Origin of the sequence: Pseudoalteromonas sp. FUC4, assembly GCF_008370255.1 — a bacterium.
Taxonomy (GTDB): Bacteria; Pseudomonadota; Gammaproteobacteria; order Enterobacterales; family Alteromonadaceae; genus Pseudoalteromonas.
Window position 1 is genome coordinate 343,002 of record NZ_SEUI01000002.1, and the last position, 19,593, is coordinate 362,594.

Annotated in this window: 12 protein-coding genes; 2 read left to right on the top strand and 10 right to left on the bottom strand. The window is 40.0% G+C overall.

Annotated elements, in window-relative coordinates; all coding sequences use genetic code 11:
• The first annotated feature begins 1 nt into the window (after position 1).
• Complete coding sequence (locus tag EU510_RS07545; protein ID WP_149592960.1) at positions 2-3,070, top strand: efflux RND transporter permease subunit; 3,069 nt, start codon at positions 2-4, stop codon at positions 3,068-3,070.
• Between the two features lie 108 nt (positions 3,071-3,178).
• On the opposite strand, the gene EU510_RS07550 is transcribed toward EU510_RS07545, so the two are convergent.
• On the bottom strand, positions 3,179-3,511 hold the full coding sequence (locus EU510_RS07550; RefSeq protein ID WP_149592961.1) for a PBPRA1643 family SWIM/SEC-C metal-binding motif protein: 333 nt from the start codon (positions 3,509-3,511) through the stop codon (positions 3,179-3,181).
• Between the two features lie 303 nt (positions 3,512-3,814).
• On the opposite strand from EU510_RS07550, the gene EU510_RS07560 reads away from it, so the two are divergent.
• Positions 3,815-4,369, top strand: coding sequence for a hypothetical protein (locus EU510_RS07560; protein ID WP_188085406.1), 555 nt, complete (start codon positions 3,815-3,817; stop codon positions 4,367-4,369).
• A gap of 16 nt (positions 4,370-4,385) precedes the next feature.
• Here the strand turns inward: EU510_RS07560 and rluF are convergent, their stop codons facing one another.
• The 9 genes from rluF to malQ form a co-directional block, all read right to left on the bottom strand.
• Positions 4,386-5,381: a 23S rRNA pseudouridine(2604) synthase RluF gene (rluF, locus tag EU510_RS07565; RefSeq protein WP_149592963.1), complete on the bottom strand. Its 996-nt coding sequence runs from the start codon at positions 5,379-5,381 to the stop codon at positions 4,386-4,388.
• Between the two features lie 86 nt (positions 5,382-5,467).
• A complete protein-coding gene (locus tag EU510_RS07570) occupies positions 5,468-6,538 on the bottom strand; it encodes a DUF418 domain-containing protein (protein WP_149593287.1) in 1,071 nt (356 codons plus the stop codon).
• 30 nt (positions 6,539-6,568) lie between these two features.
• Positions 6,569-7,783, bottom strand: coding sequence for an EAL and HDOD domain-containing protein (locus EU510_RS07575; RefSeq protein ID WP_149592964.1), 1,215 nt, complete (start codon positions 7,781-7,783; stop codon positions 6,569-6,571).
• A gap of 89 nt (positions 7,784-7,872) precedes the next feature.
• Positions 7,873-9,408, bottom strand: a complete 1,536-nt coding sequence (locus EU510_RS07580) for a glycogen synthase (protein WP_149592965.1) — start codon at positions 9,406-9,408, stop codon at positions 7,873-7,875.
• An 80-nt stretch (positions 9,409-9,488) separates the two neighbouring features.
• Positions 9,489-10,790, bottom strand: coding sequence for a glucose-1-phosphate adenylyltransferase (glgC, locus tag EU510_RS07585; protein WP_002958601.1), 1,302 nt, complete (start codon positions 10,788-10,790; stop codon positions 9,489-9,491).
• Positions 10,791-10,804: 14 nt separating this feature from the next.
• Positions 10,805-13,342, bottom strand: a complete 2,538-nt coding sequence (locus EU510_RS07590) for a glycogen/starch/alpha-glucan phosphorylase (protein ID WP_149592966.1) — start codon at positions 13,340-13,342, stop codon at positions 10,805-10,807.
• A complete protein-coding gene (gene glgX / locus EU510_RS07595) occupies positions 13,335-15,398 on the bottom strand; it encodes a glycogen debranching protein GlgX (RefSeq protein WP_149592967.1) in 2,064 nt (687 codons plus the stop codon). The genes EU510_RS07590 and glgX overlap by 8 nt, the downstream gene beginning before the upstream one ends.
• Positions 15,391-17,598: a 1,4-alpha-glucan branching protein GlgB gene (gene glgB, locus EU510_RS07600; RefSeq protein WP_149592968.1), complete on the bottom strand. Its 2,208-nt coding sequence runs from the start codon at positions 17,596-17,598 to the stop codon at positions 15,391-15,393. The genes glgX and glgB overlap by 8 nt, the downstream gene beginning before the upstream one ends.
• A complete protein-coding gene (malQ, locus tag EU510_RS07605) occupies positions 17,599-19,593 on the bottom strand; it encodes a 4-alpha-glucanotransferase (RefSeq protein WP_149592969.1) in 1,995 nt (664 codons plus the stop codon). It lies immediately after the preceding gene.

Below are 19,593 nucleotides of genomic sequence, written 5' to 3' on the forward strand. Positions count from 1 at the left end.
TATGAGCTTTGCACAACTCTCCATAGAGAAAAAAGTAATCAGTTGGATGTTTACACTGCTGCTATTAATTGGCGGTACCGTGTCGTATTTTGACTTAGGGCAATTAGAAGACCCTGAGTTTACGCTTAAAAAAGCCATGGTTATTACTATGTACCCTGGCGCGTCGCCGCAACAAGTTGAAGAAGAAGTAACTTTTCCTCTTGAAAATGCGATTCAGCAATTACCGTATGTTGATTACGTTACATCTATTTCGTCTAACGGTAAGTCGCAAATTTCGGTAGAAATGAAAAGCACTTATCGAAAAGAGCAACTTCGCCAAATTTGGGATGAAATGCGTCGTAAAATTAACGACCTTTCCCCTTCGCTTCCCAGCGGCGTTTACCCTAGCACTATTTTAGATGACTTTGCCGATGTTTACGGTGTTATGTATTCGGTAACCGGTGATGGCTACTCATATGACGAACTTAAGGACTACGTCGACTTTTTAAAGCGCGAACTAGTCTTGGTTAAAGGTGTAAGTAAAGTAACGGTTGCAGGTGAGCAACAACCGCAAGTAATGGTTGAAGTATCAACGCGTAAATTGGCTCAACTAGGTATTGCACCAAGTCATATATTTCAGTTACTGCAGTCGCAAAATACGGTTTCTAATGCGGGTAAAATTCGCGTGGGCGATGAGTCAATTCGCTTGCACCCTACTGGCGAATTTAAAGATGTAAAAGAGCTCGAAACGCTATTAATTTCAAAACCTGGTGCAAGTGAGCTTATTTATTTAGGCGACGTAGCAAAGGTTTACAGAGAGTACGCAGAAGTACCTAACAATGTTATTCGTTATAACTCTCAGCAAGCTTTGCTTATTGGCGTGTCGTTTATGTCGGGAGTTAACGTGGTAGATGTGGGTAAACACATTGACGATCACTTAGCTTCACTTGAGTATCAACGCCCTCATGGCATTGACATAAATTCGGTATACAACCAACCTCAAGAGGTTCAAAAATCGGTTGATGGTTTTATTATCAGCTTACTTGAAGCTATTGCGATTGTTATTGTAGTACTGCTGTTATTTATGGGTTTAAAAAGCGGTGTTTTAATTGGTGGTATTTTACTGCTTACTGTATTGGGTACGTTTATATTTATGAAGTTGTTTGCTATCGACTTGCAACGCATATCGCTTGGGGCACTTATTATTGCGCTTGGTATGCTGGTTGATAACGCAATAGTTGTAACCGAAGGGATACTAATCAACCTTAAACGTGGACAAACAAAACTCAAAGCAGCGGTTAATATTGTTGAGCAAACAAAATGGCCCTTACTAGGTGCAACAGTTATTGCGGTTACTGCGTTTGCGCCAATTGGCTTAAGCTCTGATGCCAGCGGTGAATTTGCCGGTAGCTTGTTTTGGGTGTTGTTTATTTCGCTTTTATTAAGTTGGATAACAGCCATTACGCTAACGCCATTTTTTGCCAATTTAATGTTCAAAGAAAACGAGTTTAAAAACGAAGAAGGCCAAGATGATGAAGACCCATATAAAGGTTTTATTTTTAACGGTTACAAAGCGATTTTAGATTTGGCGCTGCACTTTAGAAAAACCACGCTTATATTAATGGTTGTTTTACTGTGTACTGCAGTTGTTGGTTTTGGCTCTGTTAAACAATCGTTTTTTCCTGCCTCTAATACACCTATGTTTTATGTTGATTACTGGCAAGAGCAAGGATCTGATATTCGCTCAACCCTAGAGGGCGTTAAAAAACTTGAAGAGTTTTTGCAAAAAGAAGACCTTGTTGAAGAAGTAACAAGTACAACAGGCCAAGGCGCGCCACGCTTTATGCTTACCTACGCACCAGAAAAGTCATATCCCGCGTACGGGCAATTAATTATTCGTGTGGCCGACAGAGAAGCCGTAGCAACTGTAATGCAAACTGTACGTGATTACTCAAATAATCATGCGCTCTCTGCGCAGCTTAAAATTAAGCCAATGGAAATTGGCCCCTCTACTGATGCAAAAATAGAAGCGCGTTTTTCAGGCCCTGATCCTGTTATTTTAAGACAATTGGCTGCTAAAGCTGAAGAGCTTATTGGTAATGATGATGGCGCATACAATATTCGTGATGACTGGCGTGCACGTACTAAAATGATTCGCCCACAGTTTAACGAGCAAAAGGCACGCCGCTTAGGTATTAGTAAATCTGACTTAGACAATGTATTACTAACAAGCTTATCGGGTAAACAAGTGGGCGTATATCGCGATGGTACACAATTGTTGCCTATTATTGCCCGCTCTCCTGCTAACGAGCGCTTAAACGTGGAAAGCGTAAACGACCTTCAAATATACAGCCCAGTACTTGGTGTATTTGTACCAGTAACCCAAGTGGTAGACGAGTTTATTGTACAGTGGGAAGATAGCCTAATAATGCGCCGCGATCGCAAACGTACAATTACGATTATGGCCGATCACGATGTATTAGGGGATGAAACCCCTGCTAAACTATTTGCACGTATTCGCGGACCAATAGAAAACATGGAATTTCCGCGCGGTTACGAACTGGAATGGGGCGGCGAGTTTGAATCTTCAAGCAAAGCTCAAAAAGCAATATTTGGCTCATTACCGCTGGGTTACTTAGCGATGTTTGCAGTAACCGTATTACTTTTTAACTCGCTTAAGCAACCACTGGTTATTTGGGCAACGGTTCCGTTAGCTATTATCGGTGTAAGCGCGGGCTTGTTAGCTATGAATGCGCCGTTTAGTTTTATGGGACTACTTGGTTTATTGAGCTTAAGCGGTATGCTTATTAAAAACGGTATTGTATTAGTTGATCAAATAAATCTCGAATTAAGGGAAGGTAAATCGCCTTATGAAGCCGTATTTGACTCTGGTGTAAGCCGTGTACGACCGGTTGCAATGGCAGCTATAACCACTATTTTGGGTATGATCCCGCTGTTATTTGACGTGTTCTTCCAGTCAATGGCGGTAACAATTATGTTTGGTCTAGGCTTTGCTACAATTTTGACTCTAATTGTAGTGCCAGTACTTTACACGGTTATATTTAGAATTGATTACGAACCGCGTAAGTAGTTAAGCATATAATCGGTTAACATTAAAAATGCCACTGGCTCAAGGTCAGTGGCATTTTTATTTAATACCGATGAAAAAAGAAAGGCTACATATTTAGTTGTTAAGAAACTAACCGCAACACTTCTTATATTTTTTGCCGCTACCACATACACAAGGTGCGTTACGCTCTGGTACTTTATCAAATACTTGTGGTGTTGACTTGCTAAGCGCAAAGTCTAGTTCACGAATATCTTCTGATACTTCAGCTTTAACTTCAATTAAAGCAAACAGCGAATGCTCTTCTAGTATTGCTTCTATTTCTGATTGTCGTTCAACTGAGTTTACAGTTAACGTGAGCGGGTGTAACTCTGAGCCTGGCTTTGCAGTACGTTTTGGCGCAAATCCATTACTGTTATTTTTACCCATTATGTCGGGCTTACCCATAAAGAAAAACTTTGACATGCTACTTCTATAACCTTTCTACATTATTAAGACGGCGCATCTTAACAGCTTACCATTCACATAACTAAGTGTACTTGCTAATGCACAATATTAATTAGGCTTTAATGTAGATACGTCTAATATAGCGACATAAAGAGGCCATTTAATGAACTTAGATGGCACACGCAACACAGTTAACGCCTGCGCTCTAAAAACTCATTATCGGCGATTGCAATTTATTTAGGTATACTCTTATTTCATATTGGCTTCAGCATTTAAAAAGTAGAACCTCAAGTGACAGCAAAGCAACTTTTTCGAATAATAATGGCTTCTAGCATACTATTCCCACCCATACTTTTTATTGCTTGGGACGAGAACCTAGACCCGCCATTTATTGCCAATACCGCTTATGATTTTTTAACACATAAGCTGTTCCCTGTTTTATCAGTGGTACTTGGCATTGCGGCAGGTATCTACGGATATAAAAAGTACAATGCATGTATAACATTTAAATCAAATTTTAAAGATTATCTAGAGCACGATGGACGGCTTCGTGGCTGGCTTGGTATTTTGTTTATACCTGTTTTAGTTTACTTATGGCTGTGGGCTACTTTTTGTATTTCAATAAAATTGTGGGCTTATTATTATAGCGATAATAGCTGGCAGCAAGAGTATCAGCTAGTTGCAGTAGAGGCATGCCCGACTGATTACGAATACAGCTGCGCTAAGCTGGTTGTGTTAGATTTAAATACTTACAAAAAGCGCTCTTTTAGATGGTATTTAGATAAGAGTAAGTTGCAGCGCTTACAAAATGAAAATATAAACATAGTGGGTGTTAAAAGCCCACTCGGGGCTATAGTTCATCAAATACAGTGGTAGTTGAGCTTTAAATACACTACTTTTTTAAACTTAACGTGCCAGATGAACGAGCTTTACGATTTGCTGGCTTGTTGTTATTTGAGTTTTTACTATCGTCTTGCGTATTTTTACTAGCTCCACCTTTACCTACATAGGTAGTAGAGCGTTTTTGATAGGCTGAATTACTTCTTTGAGTGCGGGTGCCTCGTTCATTATTAAATGCACGTGGGTTTTCTCCCTGAAAATCACGCTTTTTAGGCTCGCCTTTGTTGTTATTACTAATGCTATTTTGCTTGTTGTTATCAACCGAGTGCTCTTGCGTTTTACCCGAATCGGCTATTGAATCGTTAATTTGCGCCATTTCTACATCAGTTAAATGTCGCCACTGCCCTACTTTTAAGCCCTTAAGCGTCACGTTCATAATGCGTGTACGTTTTAATGTCACAACTTCATAGCCTAAGTATTCGCACATACGGCGAATTTGACGGTTTAAACCTTGAGTAAGTACTATTTTAAATTCTTTAGGGGCAGTTTGGGTAACTTTACACTTTTTAGTAACAGTATCTAAAATTGGGATGCCGTTTGCCATTTTGGTCACAAATTGGCGGTTTAGCGGTTTATCAACCGTGACTACATATTCTTTTTCGTGGTTATTACCTGCGCGCAAAATTTTATTAACGATGTCGCCTTCGTTGGTTAAAAAGATTAACCCTTCTGAGGGTCTATCTAAACGGCCAATAGGAAATATACGAGTTGGGTAGTTAACTGCTTTAACTATGTTACTTTGAATTTTACTCTCGGTAGTACACGTAATACCAACTGGCTTATTATAAGCAATATATACGCGCTTTGGTTTTGCACGAAGAGGATTACCATCAATTAAGACGGTATCAGTATCTGCTACTTTTACGCCCATTTCTGGCGTATTACCGTTAACCGTAACACGACCCTGCTCAATATATTTATCGGCTTCGCGGCGTGAACAAAATCCTGTTTCACTAATAAATTTATTTAAACGTTTTAATTCGGTCATGGCACTTATAGCGTAGTAATTTTTAAGGCGAGTAGTGTAAACCACCCACACTATTTTTTCGCCCCTAATTTAGAATTTATAGGTGTTTAAGCATTAATTTTTGCTTTCGTTAATTTACGCCATACAAATTCAAGCGGGCCTTGCTTAAAATAGCGGCTGTATATAAAGGTAAACATGAGCTGCAGCGCAACTAATGCCGTTGCAACTATCCAGTAGTCAATACGATCAAAATTGAGCACCCAGTGCGTAAATAGCACTTTATATAACAACAGTTGTATGAGTGTTTGGCTAATATATAAAGTAAATGCTAAGCGCCCCGCTTGTTGAATAAGCGTGCCGACGTGTGCGCTGTTATTGCAAAGTTTAACAATTAAATGAATATACAGCGTAGCCATACCTAGAGCCGCAAACATATTTACAAATTCTTGCACCCCATACCCTAAGCTACCATTAAGCTGTGATGCATAAAGCCTAAGGGCACAAAAAGTAATAGTTATTACAGTGCAAATTATTAACTGCTGAGTTGTTAAGCCTTTACTAAAAACACCTTGTTTATATAAATAAATGCCAATGAGCATAAGGCCTACGCACATCCACATTGTCATTATTGGCACCATAACAAGCATCAATGTGTTCATGGCCAGGTTACTAATAAAGTAATCAATATAGTGTGGGTTATATAAGTCTATAAACTGTGGTGTATCGCGGTAAATCACTTCATCGGGGACGCTAGATACAATAAGCACTGTAGCTACAGCCGATAACAAGGTAAATCCTAGCCCTCTTTTTAAAAGTGCGTTGTTATCACTGTCTAAATATTTAATAACAAACCAGCCAGATACACCGTAAACGAATAAAATATCACCGGCCCAAAGTAAAAAACCATGCGCTAACCCAAAGAGAATTAACCAATAAAGCCTACTTTTTATCTGCACTTCAGACTTATAACGATGCCACTGAATGTAAAGCCCAGCACCAAAAAGCAAACTAAACAGGGTTCTAAAACGGCCATCTACAAACACGCTGCTAAGGGAGTAAATAATAGAGTCGCTTACAGGAGGATTAGTTAAAGGGGTATACCCGTATTCAAAAATGCCGAAGGCGTAAGCATTCATGTAAACGAGACCAAGCACGGCAACGCCGCGAATAAAGTCCATGTTATAATTGCGCATTAAAGCTATTACCCGTTAAATATTATTCTTATAACTGTCAGCCCAATCAACTGACTGCTGGTAAAGTGGAGGTAGTATAGCACTGTCTATATTTAGCAAAAGTATAGCTTGTTCAAGTGCCCACCAGCTTCCTGTTTCATATGCTTTAACAACGTTTAAAATATAATACAGAGTGTTTTTGTCCCCTAATAATGCCGTTTTTATTTCATCAGGAAAAGGGAGCTTTTCAACAAGCAAACTCATGGGTTGATCAAGGATTGCATCTAGCAATGAGAATAACCCGGTTAAAAAGGCTTCGCCTGACAGGCTCTTATTAACCTTTTTTGCTAATAACTCACAAAAACGAGCACGTACAACACACACTTGCATTAGCTCTGCAGGTTTTTTACCTGCGGTATGAGCTGTAACAATAAGGCTCACAAACTTTTTAAGGCGTTCGTGTCCTAAATACACAAGTGCTTGCTTTAATGATGATATTTGGCTTTGTATGGGAAACACACCGCTATTTATTAATCTCAGTAACTTATATACAAGCGCAGCATCAAGCTCAAACAGACCCGATATAGCTTTTATATCTGGACTGTTTTTCATTATTTCGGCGTAAATAGCGACGACTAAACCATAGTTATAGTCGATGTCGTTTTGCTGAATCATTGTAGGCTTTGCAAAAAAATAGCCTTGAAAATAATCAAACCCCATATCAAAGGCGAGCTTATAGTCTTCTTGTGTTTCTATTTTTTCGGCTAGTATTTTTATTTGTTTATGCGCTTGTAACTTATTAATTATGGGTTGTATTTCGCTAAGAGGTGTAATTGCAATATCAAACTTAATGAGTTTAACAAGCTTTAAAAAACGATCCCATTGTGGTTTATATACAAAATCATCGAGTGCGAGTTTGTAGTTACTATGAAATAAACCTCGGCATAGTTCATAATTATCGTCGGTAGGTTCTATGGTTTCGAGTAACTCAATCACAACGTCTTGGCATGGTAAAAAAGCACATAAATCGAGTTTTAAAGATTCTGGCCCTATATTAATGAGCGCTTTTTTACCTGATGTAATATGGCGTGTACCTAAATTTAATTGATTTTCCATAATAAGCCTTGCTGTTGCTTGGCCTTCGGCAATATCAGGAAAATAATTTTTAGGGCTATCACGAAAAAGTAGCTCATAGGCTACTACTTTTTTACTTCTATTGAATATTGCTTGCCTTGCAACAAATACAGACACATTACCTACTTCTTAGTTTTTATATAATACTAAGTAATTAAACCCCAAGCAGGTAGATTTGTCACTAAACTTTAAAGTACAGCAACGATTTACCGGTATAAGGTTGTTATATAATCAGTTGCCACTTGTGGCCATGAAAAACGCATTTGCTCTGCGCTATGCTTAATTTTATGCCACTTTTTAGGATTTTGCTTTTTAATTAAGAGAGTTTCGTCCAAACAGCTAATTAAATTACTCGTTTGTGTTGCCAATGTATCGCCATTAAAACTAAAACCATTTTCGTGGTGTTTAACAGTATCTTTTAATCCGCCAACACTGTGTACTAAACACGGTTGCCCCGCTCTCATTGCTAGCATTTGGCTAATACCACAGGGTTCAAACGAGCTTGGCATTAAAAATAAGTCACCTAATTGATACATTAAATCGCCAACACCTTGCCCATACCCTTTCAAAAATAAAAGGTTGGAATTACGCGCCATTGCTTTGGTAAATATGCTTTCGAGTTCTTTGTCACCCGAGCCTAGAATAATAAGCCTGCCGTTATGTTTATTAATTAATTGGCACACTTTATCAATAGCTAAAGCCCCATTAGCCTGCTGGCACAATAACAATACTTTTTGATCTGTAAGTCGGCCAACACTTGTGACTAATGGGCCATTATTAACTATTGCTTTAAATTGCTGTAGTCGTTGGTGGGCAATATAGTAGCCGCTTTGTAACTGCTCGTAATTGGCCATCCAACCAAACAAAGTACTCTCAGCTTGGCTGTAAAAGTCTGCGAGAGTTGCTCCTTCAAGCGCATTGCTTGGATATTCGCAGCCATTTAAAATACCAACAAGCTTACCTTGGCTTGCTGCATTTTGCAGGTCTTGCTCAAGCCCTTCGCCACCAAAAAAACCATGTTCGTAATTACTAGGTTCAAGAACCTCTTGGCTGTAAGTTGGCGATACAACATGTATTTTATCGCACAGATTTATTGCACTGCGCATAGGATTAAAACAATGAGGGTAACGCGGGTCGCATAATTGCTGGCCATTATAACTAAGTGATGGAAACCACGCCTCTAAGCTCGAATCATCATGTTTGAAAGGTCTTATCCCTTGCAGTGCAATATTATGCACTGTGAAAGCAATAGGTAACGTATTAAGTGAGCTATAACGTGGCTCAAACTTAAGTAAAACTGCAACGCAGGCACTGTGCCAATCATGTAAATGTAGCGCTGTAGGGCGCTTTAATACACCTTGTAATAACGCTTCGCAGACGGCTGCGTTAAATAGAGCAAATTTAGTCGCATCAGTTGCAAAAGGCCTCCCCGGTGCATCATTACAATATACACTGCCTGATTCACTGAATAACGGGTGGCTAATGACAATTTGGCTTACATTATTTTCGGCTTGTTGTATTTTAAAAATGGTTAACACATGGGGTTGAGCATTAAATGCAACAGTTACTTCACCTACATAAATACGCTCAAGCGGCTCAAACCCGTAATCAGGAATAACAACATCAACCGTTATTCCTTGCTTTGCGAGTGCCTTAGGTGCATCGCGTACTACATCTGCCACACCGCCTACTTTTGCGCCTGGTAACGCGTCATTTTCTGCTGCAACCATTAATACATGCATTAATTTATTATTTCCTTTAAACCTGTGTGAGCTTGCTCACAAATGAGCAAGCTGTGTTGTCGTGCTTATCTAACTTGTTGTTACGCTAGCTTTTTATTTTCTCGCGCTTGGCGCTCTAACTTTTTTGCAAGCTCAGTGAGCATATCACGTGTAACAAGAACGATACCTTTTTTAGATACCCTAAAGCCGTTTTCTTCATCTGTTTTTTTGTCAAAACCGATTTCAAGACCTGCCGGTATTTCACAGCTTCTATCTATAATCGCACGTTTTATTTTACAACCTCGGTTTATAACCGCACCGGGTAAAATAACCGACTGCTCAATGGTACAAAATGAGCGAACGTGAACGTTAGAAAACAACAGTGATTTTCTAACCGCAGAGCCCGAAATAATACACCCACCCGAGACTGTTGAGTCCAAAGCCATACCGCGCCTATCTTCATCATCGAAAATAAATTTAGCAGGTGGTAGTTGCTCTTGATAAGTCCATATTGGCCACGTTGGATCGTATAAATCAAGTTGTGGTTCTGGCATTACCAGTTCCATATTAGCTTCCCAGAACGAGTCAAGCGTACCTACATCGCGCCAATAAGGTTGCCCTTCTTGGTTTGGATCTCTAAATGGGAAGGCAAACACATTATGCTCTTCTATAATCGCTGGAATAATATCGTGACCAAAATCACGTCCAGAGCCTTCATTCTCAGAATCTTTTTTAAGTTGCTCAAACAAAAATTCAGTATTAAAAATGTAGTTCCCCATTGATGCTAAGCATGTACCTGGCTTGCCGGGTACTGAGCTAGGCATTGCTGGTTTTTCATCAAAACGGCACACTCTATTTTCTTCATCAACGGTCATTACACCAAACGTGTCTGCGGCTTCCTCTACTGGCACTTCAATACAACACACGGTCATATCTGCGCCTTTTTGCACATGTTCAGCCAATAAAGCACCATAGTCCATACGGTACACATGATCTCCAGACAAAATCATCACATATTTAGGAAGCTCGTGACGAATAATATCTATGTTTTGAAAAACAGCATCTGCGGTCCCACAATACCAATCATCACCTTGGCGCTGAGATGCAGGGAGTATTTCAACCGACTCACCCAGCTCTTTTTTAAAGTGCCCCCATGCGCGGTTTACATGGCGAATGAGTGAATGCGACTTATATTGTGTTGCAATACCAACGCGTCTCACACCCGAGTTAATACAGTTTGATAGTGGAAAGTCGATAATTCGATGTTTGCCACCAAAGTAAACTGCTGGCTTTGCTCGCCAATCGGTTAACTCATGCAGGCGAGAACCGCGACCGCCTGCCAGTATTAACGCGTAAGTTTCTCGGGTTAAGCTACTTATGTAGCGATTTGCATAATTGGGCATAATACTCTCTCCATTTAGTCTAGGCTGCTAGTGGCATGGCTTTTAGTTGTCGTTAAGTCTGTTTCACTAATATTGAGGGGTTCTAAATGCCAAATATCTTCACTGTATTGGCTTATGGTTCTGTCACTTGAAAACAGTCCACTGGCTGCTGTATTTAAAATACTCATTTGTGTCCAGTAGGTCTGATCTGCGTAAGCTTTATCAACTTCTTTTTGAGCTGCTACGTAACTTTCAAAATCGTGAGCAACAAGCCATGGATCGTGTGGGCTCTTAATTGCATTTATTATGTCGTCAAATAAGCATGGCTCAAATAAATTAAAATGTCCGCTCTCAAGTAATTGCATCACATTCTTTAAATCGCTATTTTGCGATATTAAATGTTCTGGATTATAACGTGATTTAATATCGTCAATTTCGTGCGCTTGTGCGCCAAACAAAAAGAAGTTATCAGCACCAACAGCATCTCTAATTTCAATGTTTGCGCCATCCAGCGTGCCTATTGTCAATGCACCGTTCATCATAAATTTCATGTTGCCAGTACCAGACGCCTCTTTACCTGCGGTAGATACTTGCTCTGACAAATCGGTTGCAGGACAAATAACTTCCATTGCGGTTACGTTGTAATTAGGTAAAAATGCGACGCGTAAATATGGCGCAGCTTGAGGGTCTTTATTTATAACCTCTGCCACGTTATTAATAAGCTTAATGATTTTTTTAGCCATGTAATAACCCGGCGCTGCTTTACCACCTAATAAAACACAACGAGGAACAAGCCCTTGGGTATCCCCACGGCGAATACGGTCATATAAATGAATCACATGAAGTATGTTTAATAGCTGACGTTTATATTCGTGAATACGTTTTACTTGAACGTCAAACATCATCGATACATCAAAATCGATATCGCAGCGCGCCTTAACTAAATCAACTAGACGTTGTTTGTTTTCACGTTTAGCATTTTGCCACTGCTCATGAAATGACTTGTCGTCATAAAAACGACGTAGGTCACTAATTTTTGAAAAGTTTTTAACCCATTCATGGCCAATTTTTTCACCAATTAATTCACTTAATACTGGATTACAATGCGCAAGCCATCGACGAGGCGTTACACCATTTGTTTTGTTATTAAACTTATCTGGCCACAGTGCGTAAAATTCTTTAAATAATCCCGCTTTTAATAATTCGGTATGCAGTGCTGCTACACCATTTACAGAGTAACTACCTACAATAGCTAAATAAGCCATACGAATTTGTGGCTCATCACCCTCTTCAATCAGTGACAATGCACGTTGCTTTTCAACATCTCCCGGCCATTGCTGTGCAACTTGTGCTAAAAAGCGTGCATTTATCTCGTAAACTATTTCTAAAATGCGTGGTAATAATTTTGAAAACAACGAAACAGACCATTTTTCAAGCGCTTCAGGAAGTAGCGTATGATTTGTATAAGCCATTGTTTTAGTTGTGATTTGCCAAGCATCGTTCCAATCTAATTCATAATCATCAATTAAAATACGCATTAGCTCAGCAACAGCAATACTTGGATGCGTGTCGTTTAACTGAAAAGCATGAAAATCAGCAAAGTCACTAAAGCTCTCGCCATGCTGTGAAACCCATTGGTCTACTACGTCTTGAATACTCGCCGATGATAAAAAGTATTGTTGGCGTAACCTAAGTTCCTTACCATTTTCGCTGCTGTCATTTGGATACAGCACCATGGTAATTTGTTCGGCTAGATTTTTTTGTGCGACGGCTTCTGAATAACTGCCCGCATTAAATTCGGTTAGATTAAATTCATCTGTCGCCTCTGATTTCCATAATCGTAGCGTATTTACAATATTGTTTTTATAACCTGGGACAGGTACATCGTACGGTACAGCTAATACATCTTGTGAGCCCATCCATTGACGATGCTCTCTGCCAAATTTATCTGTGTAACTTTGCACATAGCCACCAAACTTCACACGTTTTGCATGCTCTGGTGCGCTTAGCTCCCATGGATGTCCTTCACGTAGCCAGTTATCTGGTTGCTCAATTTGGTTACCATCCTTAATCGATTGATTAAACATGCCGTATTCGTATCGTAGGCCATAGCCAATAACAGGCAACGCTAAACTAGCACAGCTATCTAAAAAGCAGGCTGCAAGACGCCCTAGCCCGCCATTTCCTAGGCCAGCGTCGTGCTCGGCGTCTTCAATTGTTTCTACTGTTGTGCAGTACTCTTGTAGTGCTGAGCTTACTTGTTCATCTAAATCTAGATTTAAAACAGCATTACCTAGCGCACGCCCCATCAAAAACTCAAGAGAAAGGTAAGCCGTTTTGCGGCGTTTTTCTTGCTTAATTTGTTGATTCGTTTCTCTGCAGCGGGCAACAAGTCTGTCACGAATAGTAAGCGCTAATGCGTGATACAAATAATGCTGCGATTCACCAACCTTATCTCGGCCGAGGGTATAATAAAAATGCCGTGTTAAGTCATCTTTAAGCGTACTTTCATCAATAACGGGACCTTCTTGCCAGCCCTTTACTACACACACTTGATCACTTTGTTTAATCATGACTAACATCCTCTAAATTGGCACTAAAAACCCAACTACTTTGTGCTGAAATTTCAACCATCGCATCTTCATTACTGCTCACAGATGCATTGTGTACACTTGATAGAATCATTTGCCACGGCGCATTAATTGGCGATGGGGGCATTTGACAAAAAATTGTTTTTTCACTGGCATTAAATACAATCAACAAGGCATGATTGTTTTGCTTATCAAGTAAGCTATACATTAAAAACTGCCTGGTATCTTCATGCCAGTGAGCATCAGTCATGGTTTTACCTTGTTCGGTAAACCACTTAACGGTAAAACGCTCGTCTATATCATCTAAAAATACACTGTGTTTAAAGGCACTGTGCGCACGTCTAATTTTTAATGCATCATCAATAAATCGTGTTAGCGAATGATTAAGTTGAGAATCTTTCCAGGCAAGCCAACTAGTGCGATTATTTTGGCAATAAGCATTGTTATTACCCCCTTGCGAGTGCGCCATTTCGCTGCCAGCAGCAATCATGGGAACACCTTTTGAGAGAATTAAAGTAAGTAAAAAATTCTTTTGTTGCTGCAAGCGCAGTGCGTTTATTTTAGAGTCGCTGGTAAAACCTTCTACCCCACAGTTAAACGAATGATTTGCACTGTGCCCATCTCTGTTTTGCTCGCCATTAGCTTCGTTATGTTTATGCTCATAACTCACTAAATCAGCAAGGGTAAACCCATCATGACTCGTTATAAAATTAATACTATTGAGCGGCCCACGTTGGCTGTGCTCAAAAATATCAAACGATCCATGCAAACGTTTTGCAACGTTGGCAACAATACCGGTTTCACTTTGCCAAAAACGTCTAATTACATCACGGTATTGATCGTTCCATTCTCGCCATGGCGGCGGGAATGCCCCAAGCTGATAGCCACCTGGGCCTATATCCCAAGGCTCACTTATTAACTTAACCTTGTTAAGTACAGGGTCTTGGGCAACTACTTGTAAAAAAGTATGTGCGGAGCTAAAGCCTGATTTTGTGCGGCCTAAAATGGTCGCTAAATCAAACCTAAAACCATCAACTCCCATTACTTCAACCCAATAACGAAGGCTATCAAGTACAAGTTGCAGTGTTTTAGGATGATCAATATTTATGGTATTACCACAGCCGGTATCGTTTATATATACGTCAGGCTGGCCATCTACTGCGCGGTAATAGGCTAAGTTATCAAAGCCTCTAAGCGATAGTATAGGGCCATCCGCCCCTGCTTCAGCTGTATGGTTGTAAACAACATCTAATATAACTTCTATGTCTGCAGCATGGAGCTCTTGCACCATTTGCTTAAACTCGTTTATATCGTCGTTTACCAAATAGTCTTTGTGGGGCGTAAAAAAGTTAAGCGTGTTGTAACCCCAGTAGTTTTGCAAACCTTTCCCTGTTAAAAATTGCTCACTAATAAAAGAATGAACAGGCAAAAGCTCAACGGCTGTAACCCCTAAGCTTTGCAAGTGTTCAATAAAGCTTGGGTGGCTTAACCCTAAAAACTTCCCTTGTAGAGATTTGGGAATTTTAGGATGACGACACGTTGTACCTTTCACATGGCACTCATAAACAACCGTGTTTGACCAAAGGTGGTTAGGCTTTTTATGCATATACAACGTAGGTGCCGCTACTTTTGATTTAGGTATATCAATCGCATTATTTACAGTGCTTTTAGTACCGATTGGCATTTGCCCGTAATGGCGTTCACTCCAAGTAAACTCACCAAACAAGTCTTTTGCATATGGGTCTATCAGCAGCTTATTTTCGTTAAACAGTTGACCATTTTTAGGGTTATATTCACCCTCAACTCTAAAACCATAAAGCGCACCGGCGTTTAATGGCGAAATATGAATACTCCAAATACCACCTTCGTTGATATTCATCGCCATTTTTAGTATTTCTGAATGGCCACTTTTATCAAACAGGCATACATAAGCTTGGCTTGCACCAGGCGCATATAACGCGAAGTTAACCCCATTATCAATAACACTAGAGCCAAGTGGTTCTACATTACCGGGTGCTACATCAAATCGGTTACTCATCATCAACCTTTTGTAAATAAATAGTAGTTAAGCCACCAATGGCAATTGAAATACGGTGTTTAAAACCATGATTTGATTCGTTTATTGCTTGAACTATCTGCGATGAATCTTTAGTTACCTCAACGCCAGAGCCAAAAAACTGAGTATCATCTGTATTTAAAATGACCCTGTAACGCCCTTTACTTGGTACGCCAATAACGTAGTTTTCATAGGACGCGGGAGTAAAATTAGCAATAACAACCACAAAGTCTTTTGCGTTTTTAGCATAGCGAACAAAGCTCAAAATGCTCTGCTGATTATTATTGTTATCTATCCAGGTAAAACCAGCCGCGCTCGAATCTAGCTCATACAACGCAGGTTGGTTTTTATAAACGGTATTGAGCGCTTTTACGGTGTGCTTTATACCGCTGTGGCTTTCGTGCTCAAGTAAATGCCAATCGATAGAATGATCGTGCCCCCACTCTTTTCGCTGTGCAATTTCACCGCCCATAAATAAGAGTTTTTTACCCGGGTGTGCCCACATAAATGCGTAGTAAGCGCGTAAATTTGCAAATTTTTGCCAATCATCGCCTGGCATTTTTTCAATTAACGAGCCTTTACCATGTACTACTTCATCGTGGCTTAATGGCAATATATAGTTTTCGCTAAACGCGTATACCATCGAAAAAGTCATTTCGTGATGATGATGCTGACGATAAAGCGGGTCGTGCTGCATGTAATGCAAACTATCGTTCATCCAACCCATATTCCACTTATAACCAAAGCCTAAACCGTTATGCTCAACACTTTGGGTGACACCCGGCCATGCTGTTGACTCCTCAGCCACCATCATAATGCCTGGGTTGTTTTTATAGCTGCGCATATTGACTTGCTTTAGGCACTCAATTGCACCTAAGTTTTCGCGCCCGCCGTAACAATTAGCAACCCACTCGCCTTCTTTTCGGCTGTAATCTAAATACAACATAGAAGCTACGGCATCTACACGCAGACCATCTAAACCAAATTGATGTAGCCAATACATAGCATTTGATATTAAAAAGCTTTTAACCTCAGGGCGGTCGTAGTTATAAATGTAGGTATTCCAATCAGGATGAAACCCTTGGCGCTTATCAGCATGCTCATATAAATGGGTGCCATCAAATCGATGTAGGCCATGCGGATCGCTTGGAAAATGCCCTGGCACCCAATCAAGTAAAATACCTAAATTTGCTTTGTGGCACTGCTCTACAAAGTATTTAAAGCTGTTGTAGTCGCCAAAGCGGCTGGTAGGTGCAAATAATCCAACAGGCTGATACCCCCACGAACCATCAAACGGATATTCGCTTATTGGCATAAGTTGCAGGTGAGTAAAATTCATTTCAAGGGCGTAGCTAACGAGTTTGTCGGCAAGCTCTGTGTAACTTAAATAGCGGTTGTTTTCAGCGCGTTGCCATGAGCCTAAATGCACTTCATAAATACTAATTGGCGCATCAATATGATTGCGTTTTTGCCTGTTTTTAAGTGCCTTTTCGTCAAGCTTTATAGATTCTGGTTTATACTGCAGTACACTTGCAGTACCCGGTGCTTGTTGCATTTTAAATGCATAGGGGTCGGCTTTTTCGAGTACCTCTCCACTTTGCGCGGTAATTGCAAATTTGTAGCACATGTCGGCTTTAAGGTCTGGTACAAATAATTCCCATACACCACTTGCAGGATGAAAGCGCATAAAGTGGCGATTCGCTTGCCAAAAATTAAACTCACCAATAATAGAGACACTTGCCGCATTAGGCGCCCACACACAAAAACGCACACCGTCTACGTTTTGTTGAGTACTAAAATGTGCACCAAAATGCGAGTAAGCATGTTCAAGGCTGCCCTCTTTAAATAAATACATTGCCTCTGCATCAAGTGTGCTTTCAAAGCTGTATTCATCATAAAAGGTAACGCTGCTATCTGTGTACTGAGCAATGCATTGATATGGCGCAGTGGGCAAAGCATCTACTTTGGCTATAAATAAGTCACTTTGTTGGTAGCGCTGCGCCTTAATAGTTTTATTATTTAATGTAACACTTACGCTTATTGCACAAGGTAGATAAAAACGAATTTCAACTTCGGCATTCGTTTTATGTGCCCCTAAAAAGCTAAATGGGTCTTTAAATCGCCCTGCATTTAATGCGTGTACTTGTGCATCGTAACTATTTTCATTAGTTGTACTGCTCATTTAACCTTTCCTTATTGAATCGATAGCAGCTAAAAGTGAGGCATTTTTGGTAAAAATTTCTTCACTGGTATGCGTTAATACACGTCGCCAATTAGGATATTCTTTATCTGTCCCGGGGATATTGACCGGATACTTCTGCTCATCTAAGTCATCTATTTGTATTGCAAATAAACGCGATTGAGAGCCTGCTAAACACAATGCAAGTGCGCTATAAACGGTCACAGCTTCACTATGTAATAAAAGCTCAGTTGTATTGCCATGGTGATTAATAAAACGTAGTAACCTTTGTTGCTCTTCTATTCGCTGTTGCTCTAGTTGCTCGTATTCATTGCAAGTTATAAGCTTATATTGTTGCTTAATATCTAAATCATCATGTTGCCACCAGCCTGTAAATGGAGGGACATCGTGATTAGCTATCATTAACAAACAATGTGTTGCCAGCTCATCTACCGATAAAAACTCTCCACTGTATTGTTTTTCAAAATAAAATAAGCTGTTAGAAAAAATGCCGCTAGATGCCAAAGCTTCTCTAACTTCTGGTGGCACAACGCCTAAATCTTCACCAATAACAATACTTTGATTAACATGCGATTCAATTTTTAAAATGGCAAGTAAATGCTCAAACGGGTAGTAAACATAACAGCCATCTCGTTCGCCATTGTTTTCAAAGCACCACCATAGGCGCCTAATAGCCATTACGTGGTCAATTCGAAGTCCACCTACGTTTTGCATGTTTGAGCGAATGAGCGAGCGGTAAAATTGGTAGTGATTATTACTAAGACTTTGAGGATTGAGAGCTGGAAGCCCCCAGTTTTGACCAGCTTCGGCCCATGGGTCAGGTGGAGCGCCTACACTTGCTCCTTGGCTAAACAACGATTGCTGATTTTTAAATTCAGACCCATCACCCGCACAACCAACAGCTAAATCATTGATTAATCCAATAGGCATACCTAGCTCTGCACAACTTTTTTGACACAGTGCCAATTGCGTATGCGCTTGCCACTGCAGGTAATAAGCAAATGTTAAGTTATCTGATTCGAGGGTATTTAACGTAGTAGAATGAGTATTACAAAAATCAGTAAACGCTTGGCGACGCTCAGTACTTGCCGTTAATTCAAATTGATTATAAAGCGCTTCAAATAACGCATACTTTATACGACTTACATTTTCATAATCTATAAACTGATCATTACTTTTAATAAGTGCAGCGACATCATCTTGCTGCATAATGGCGTCAAGATGTTCATTATTTGTTGCGTCTTCGCTTAATACGATAGAAATATAAAGGGGATTTAATAAAGCGCGACTATTAGGGCTATAAGGACTGGCTCGCTCTGGCATATCAGCAAATAACAGATGCAGTGGATTAAGTAATATGTAATCCATGTTTTGGGAGCTGCATAGTTTTGTAAGCGCTAATAAATCGTCAAAGTCGCCAATACCCAAATTCGCTCTATTTTTTAATGTGTAAAGCTGAATAGATAATCCAGTGCGCTTTGTGTCTTCCACTTGGAAGACTTGCTCAGGCACGCACCAGATTTGTGTAATAGCGTGTTGCTCACCTACTTGAACATTAGCGTCATGATAGCCAATTGGCATACTATCTACGGGTAGGGCCAGCTCAATATAGCGTACGCCATGCAAGTAGTATTCACCAGTGACAGCCAAGTTATAAAGATTATCAAATGCTATATGCATTCCAAGTGAAGGGACATCAATGTTAGCGGCTAAATATTGCTGACGCTCATCTATACGAAGCTTTAACAAACATGCACTTTGCTCAACCAAACTTACACTAGGTACTAAATCCAGCCAAAGCGATGCATCTAAATCATAAGTTAGTTGAGCTATTCCTGCTTCATTATTTGTATCAACACCACAACATTGTAAAGCACGTTTACGCGTTTCTTCGCTAAAAAACACCTGTTCACCTGTATACTTGGTGAATTCAAAGCCAATACCATGCAGGTAAAACAACTGCGAAAGAGCATCCAT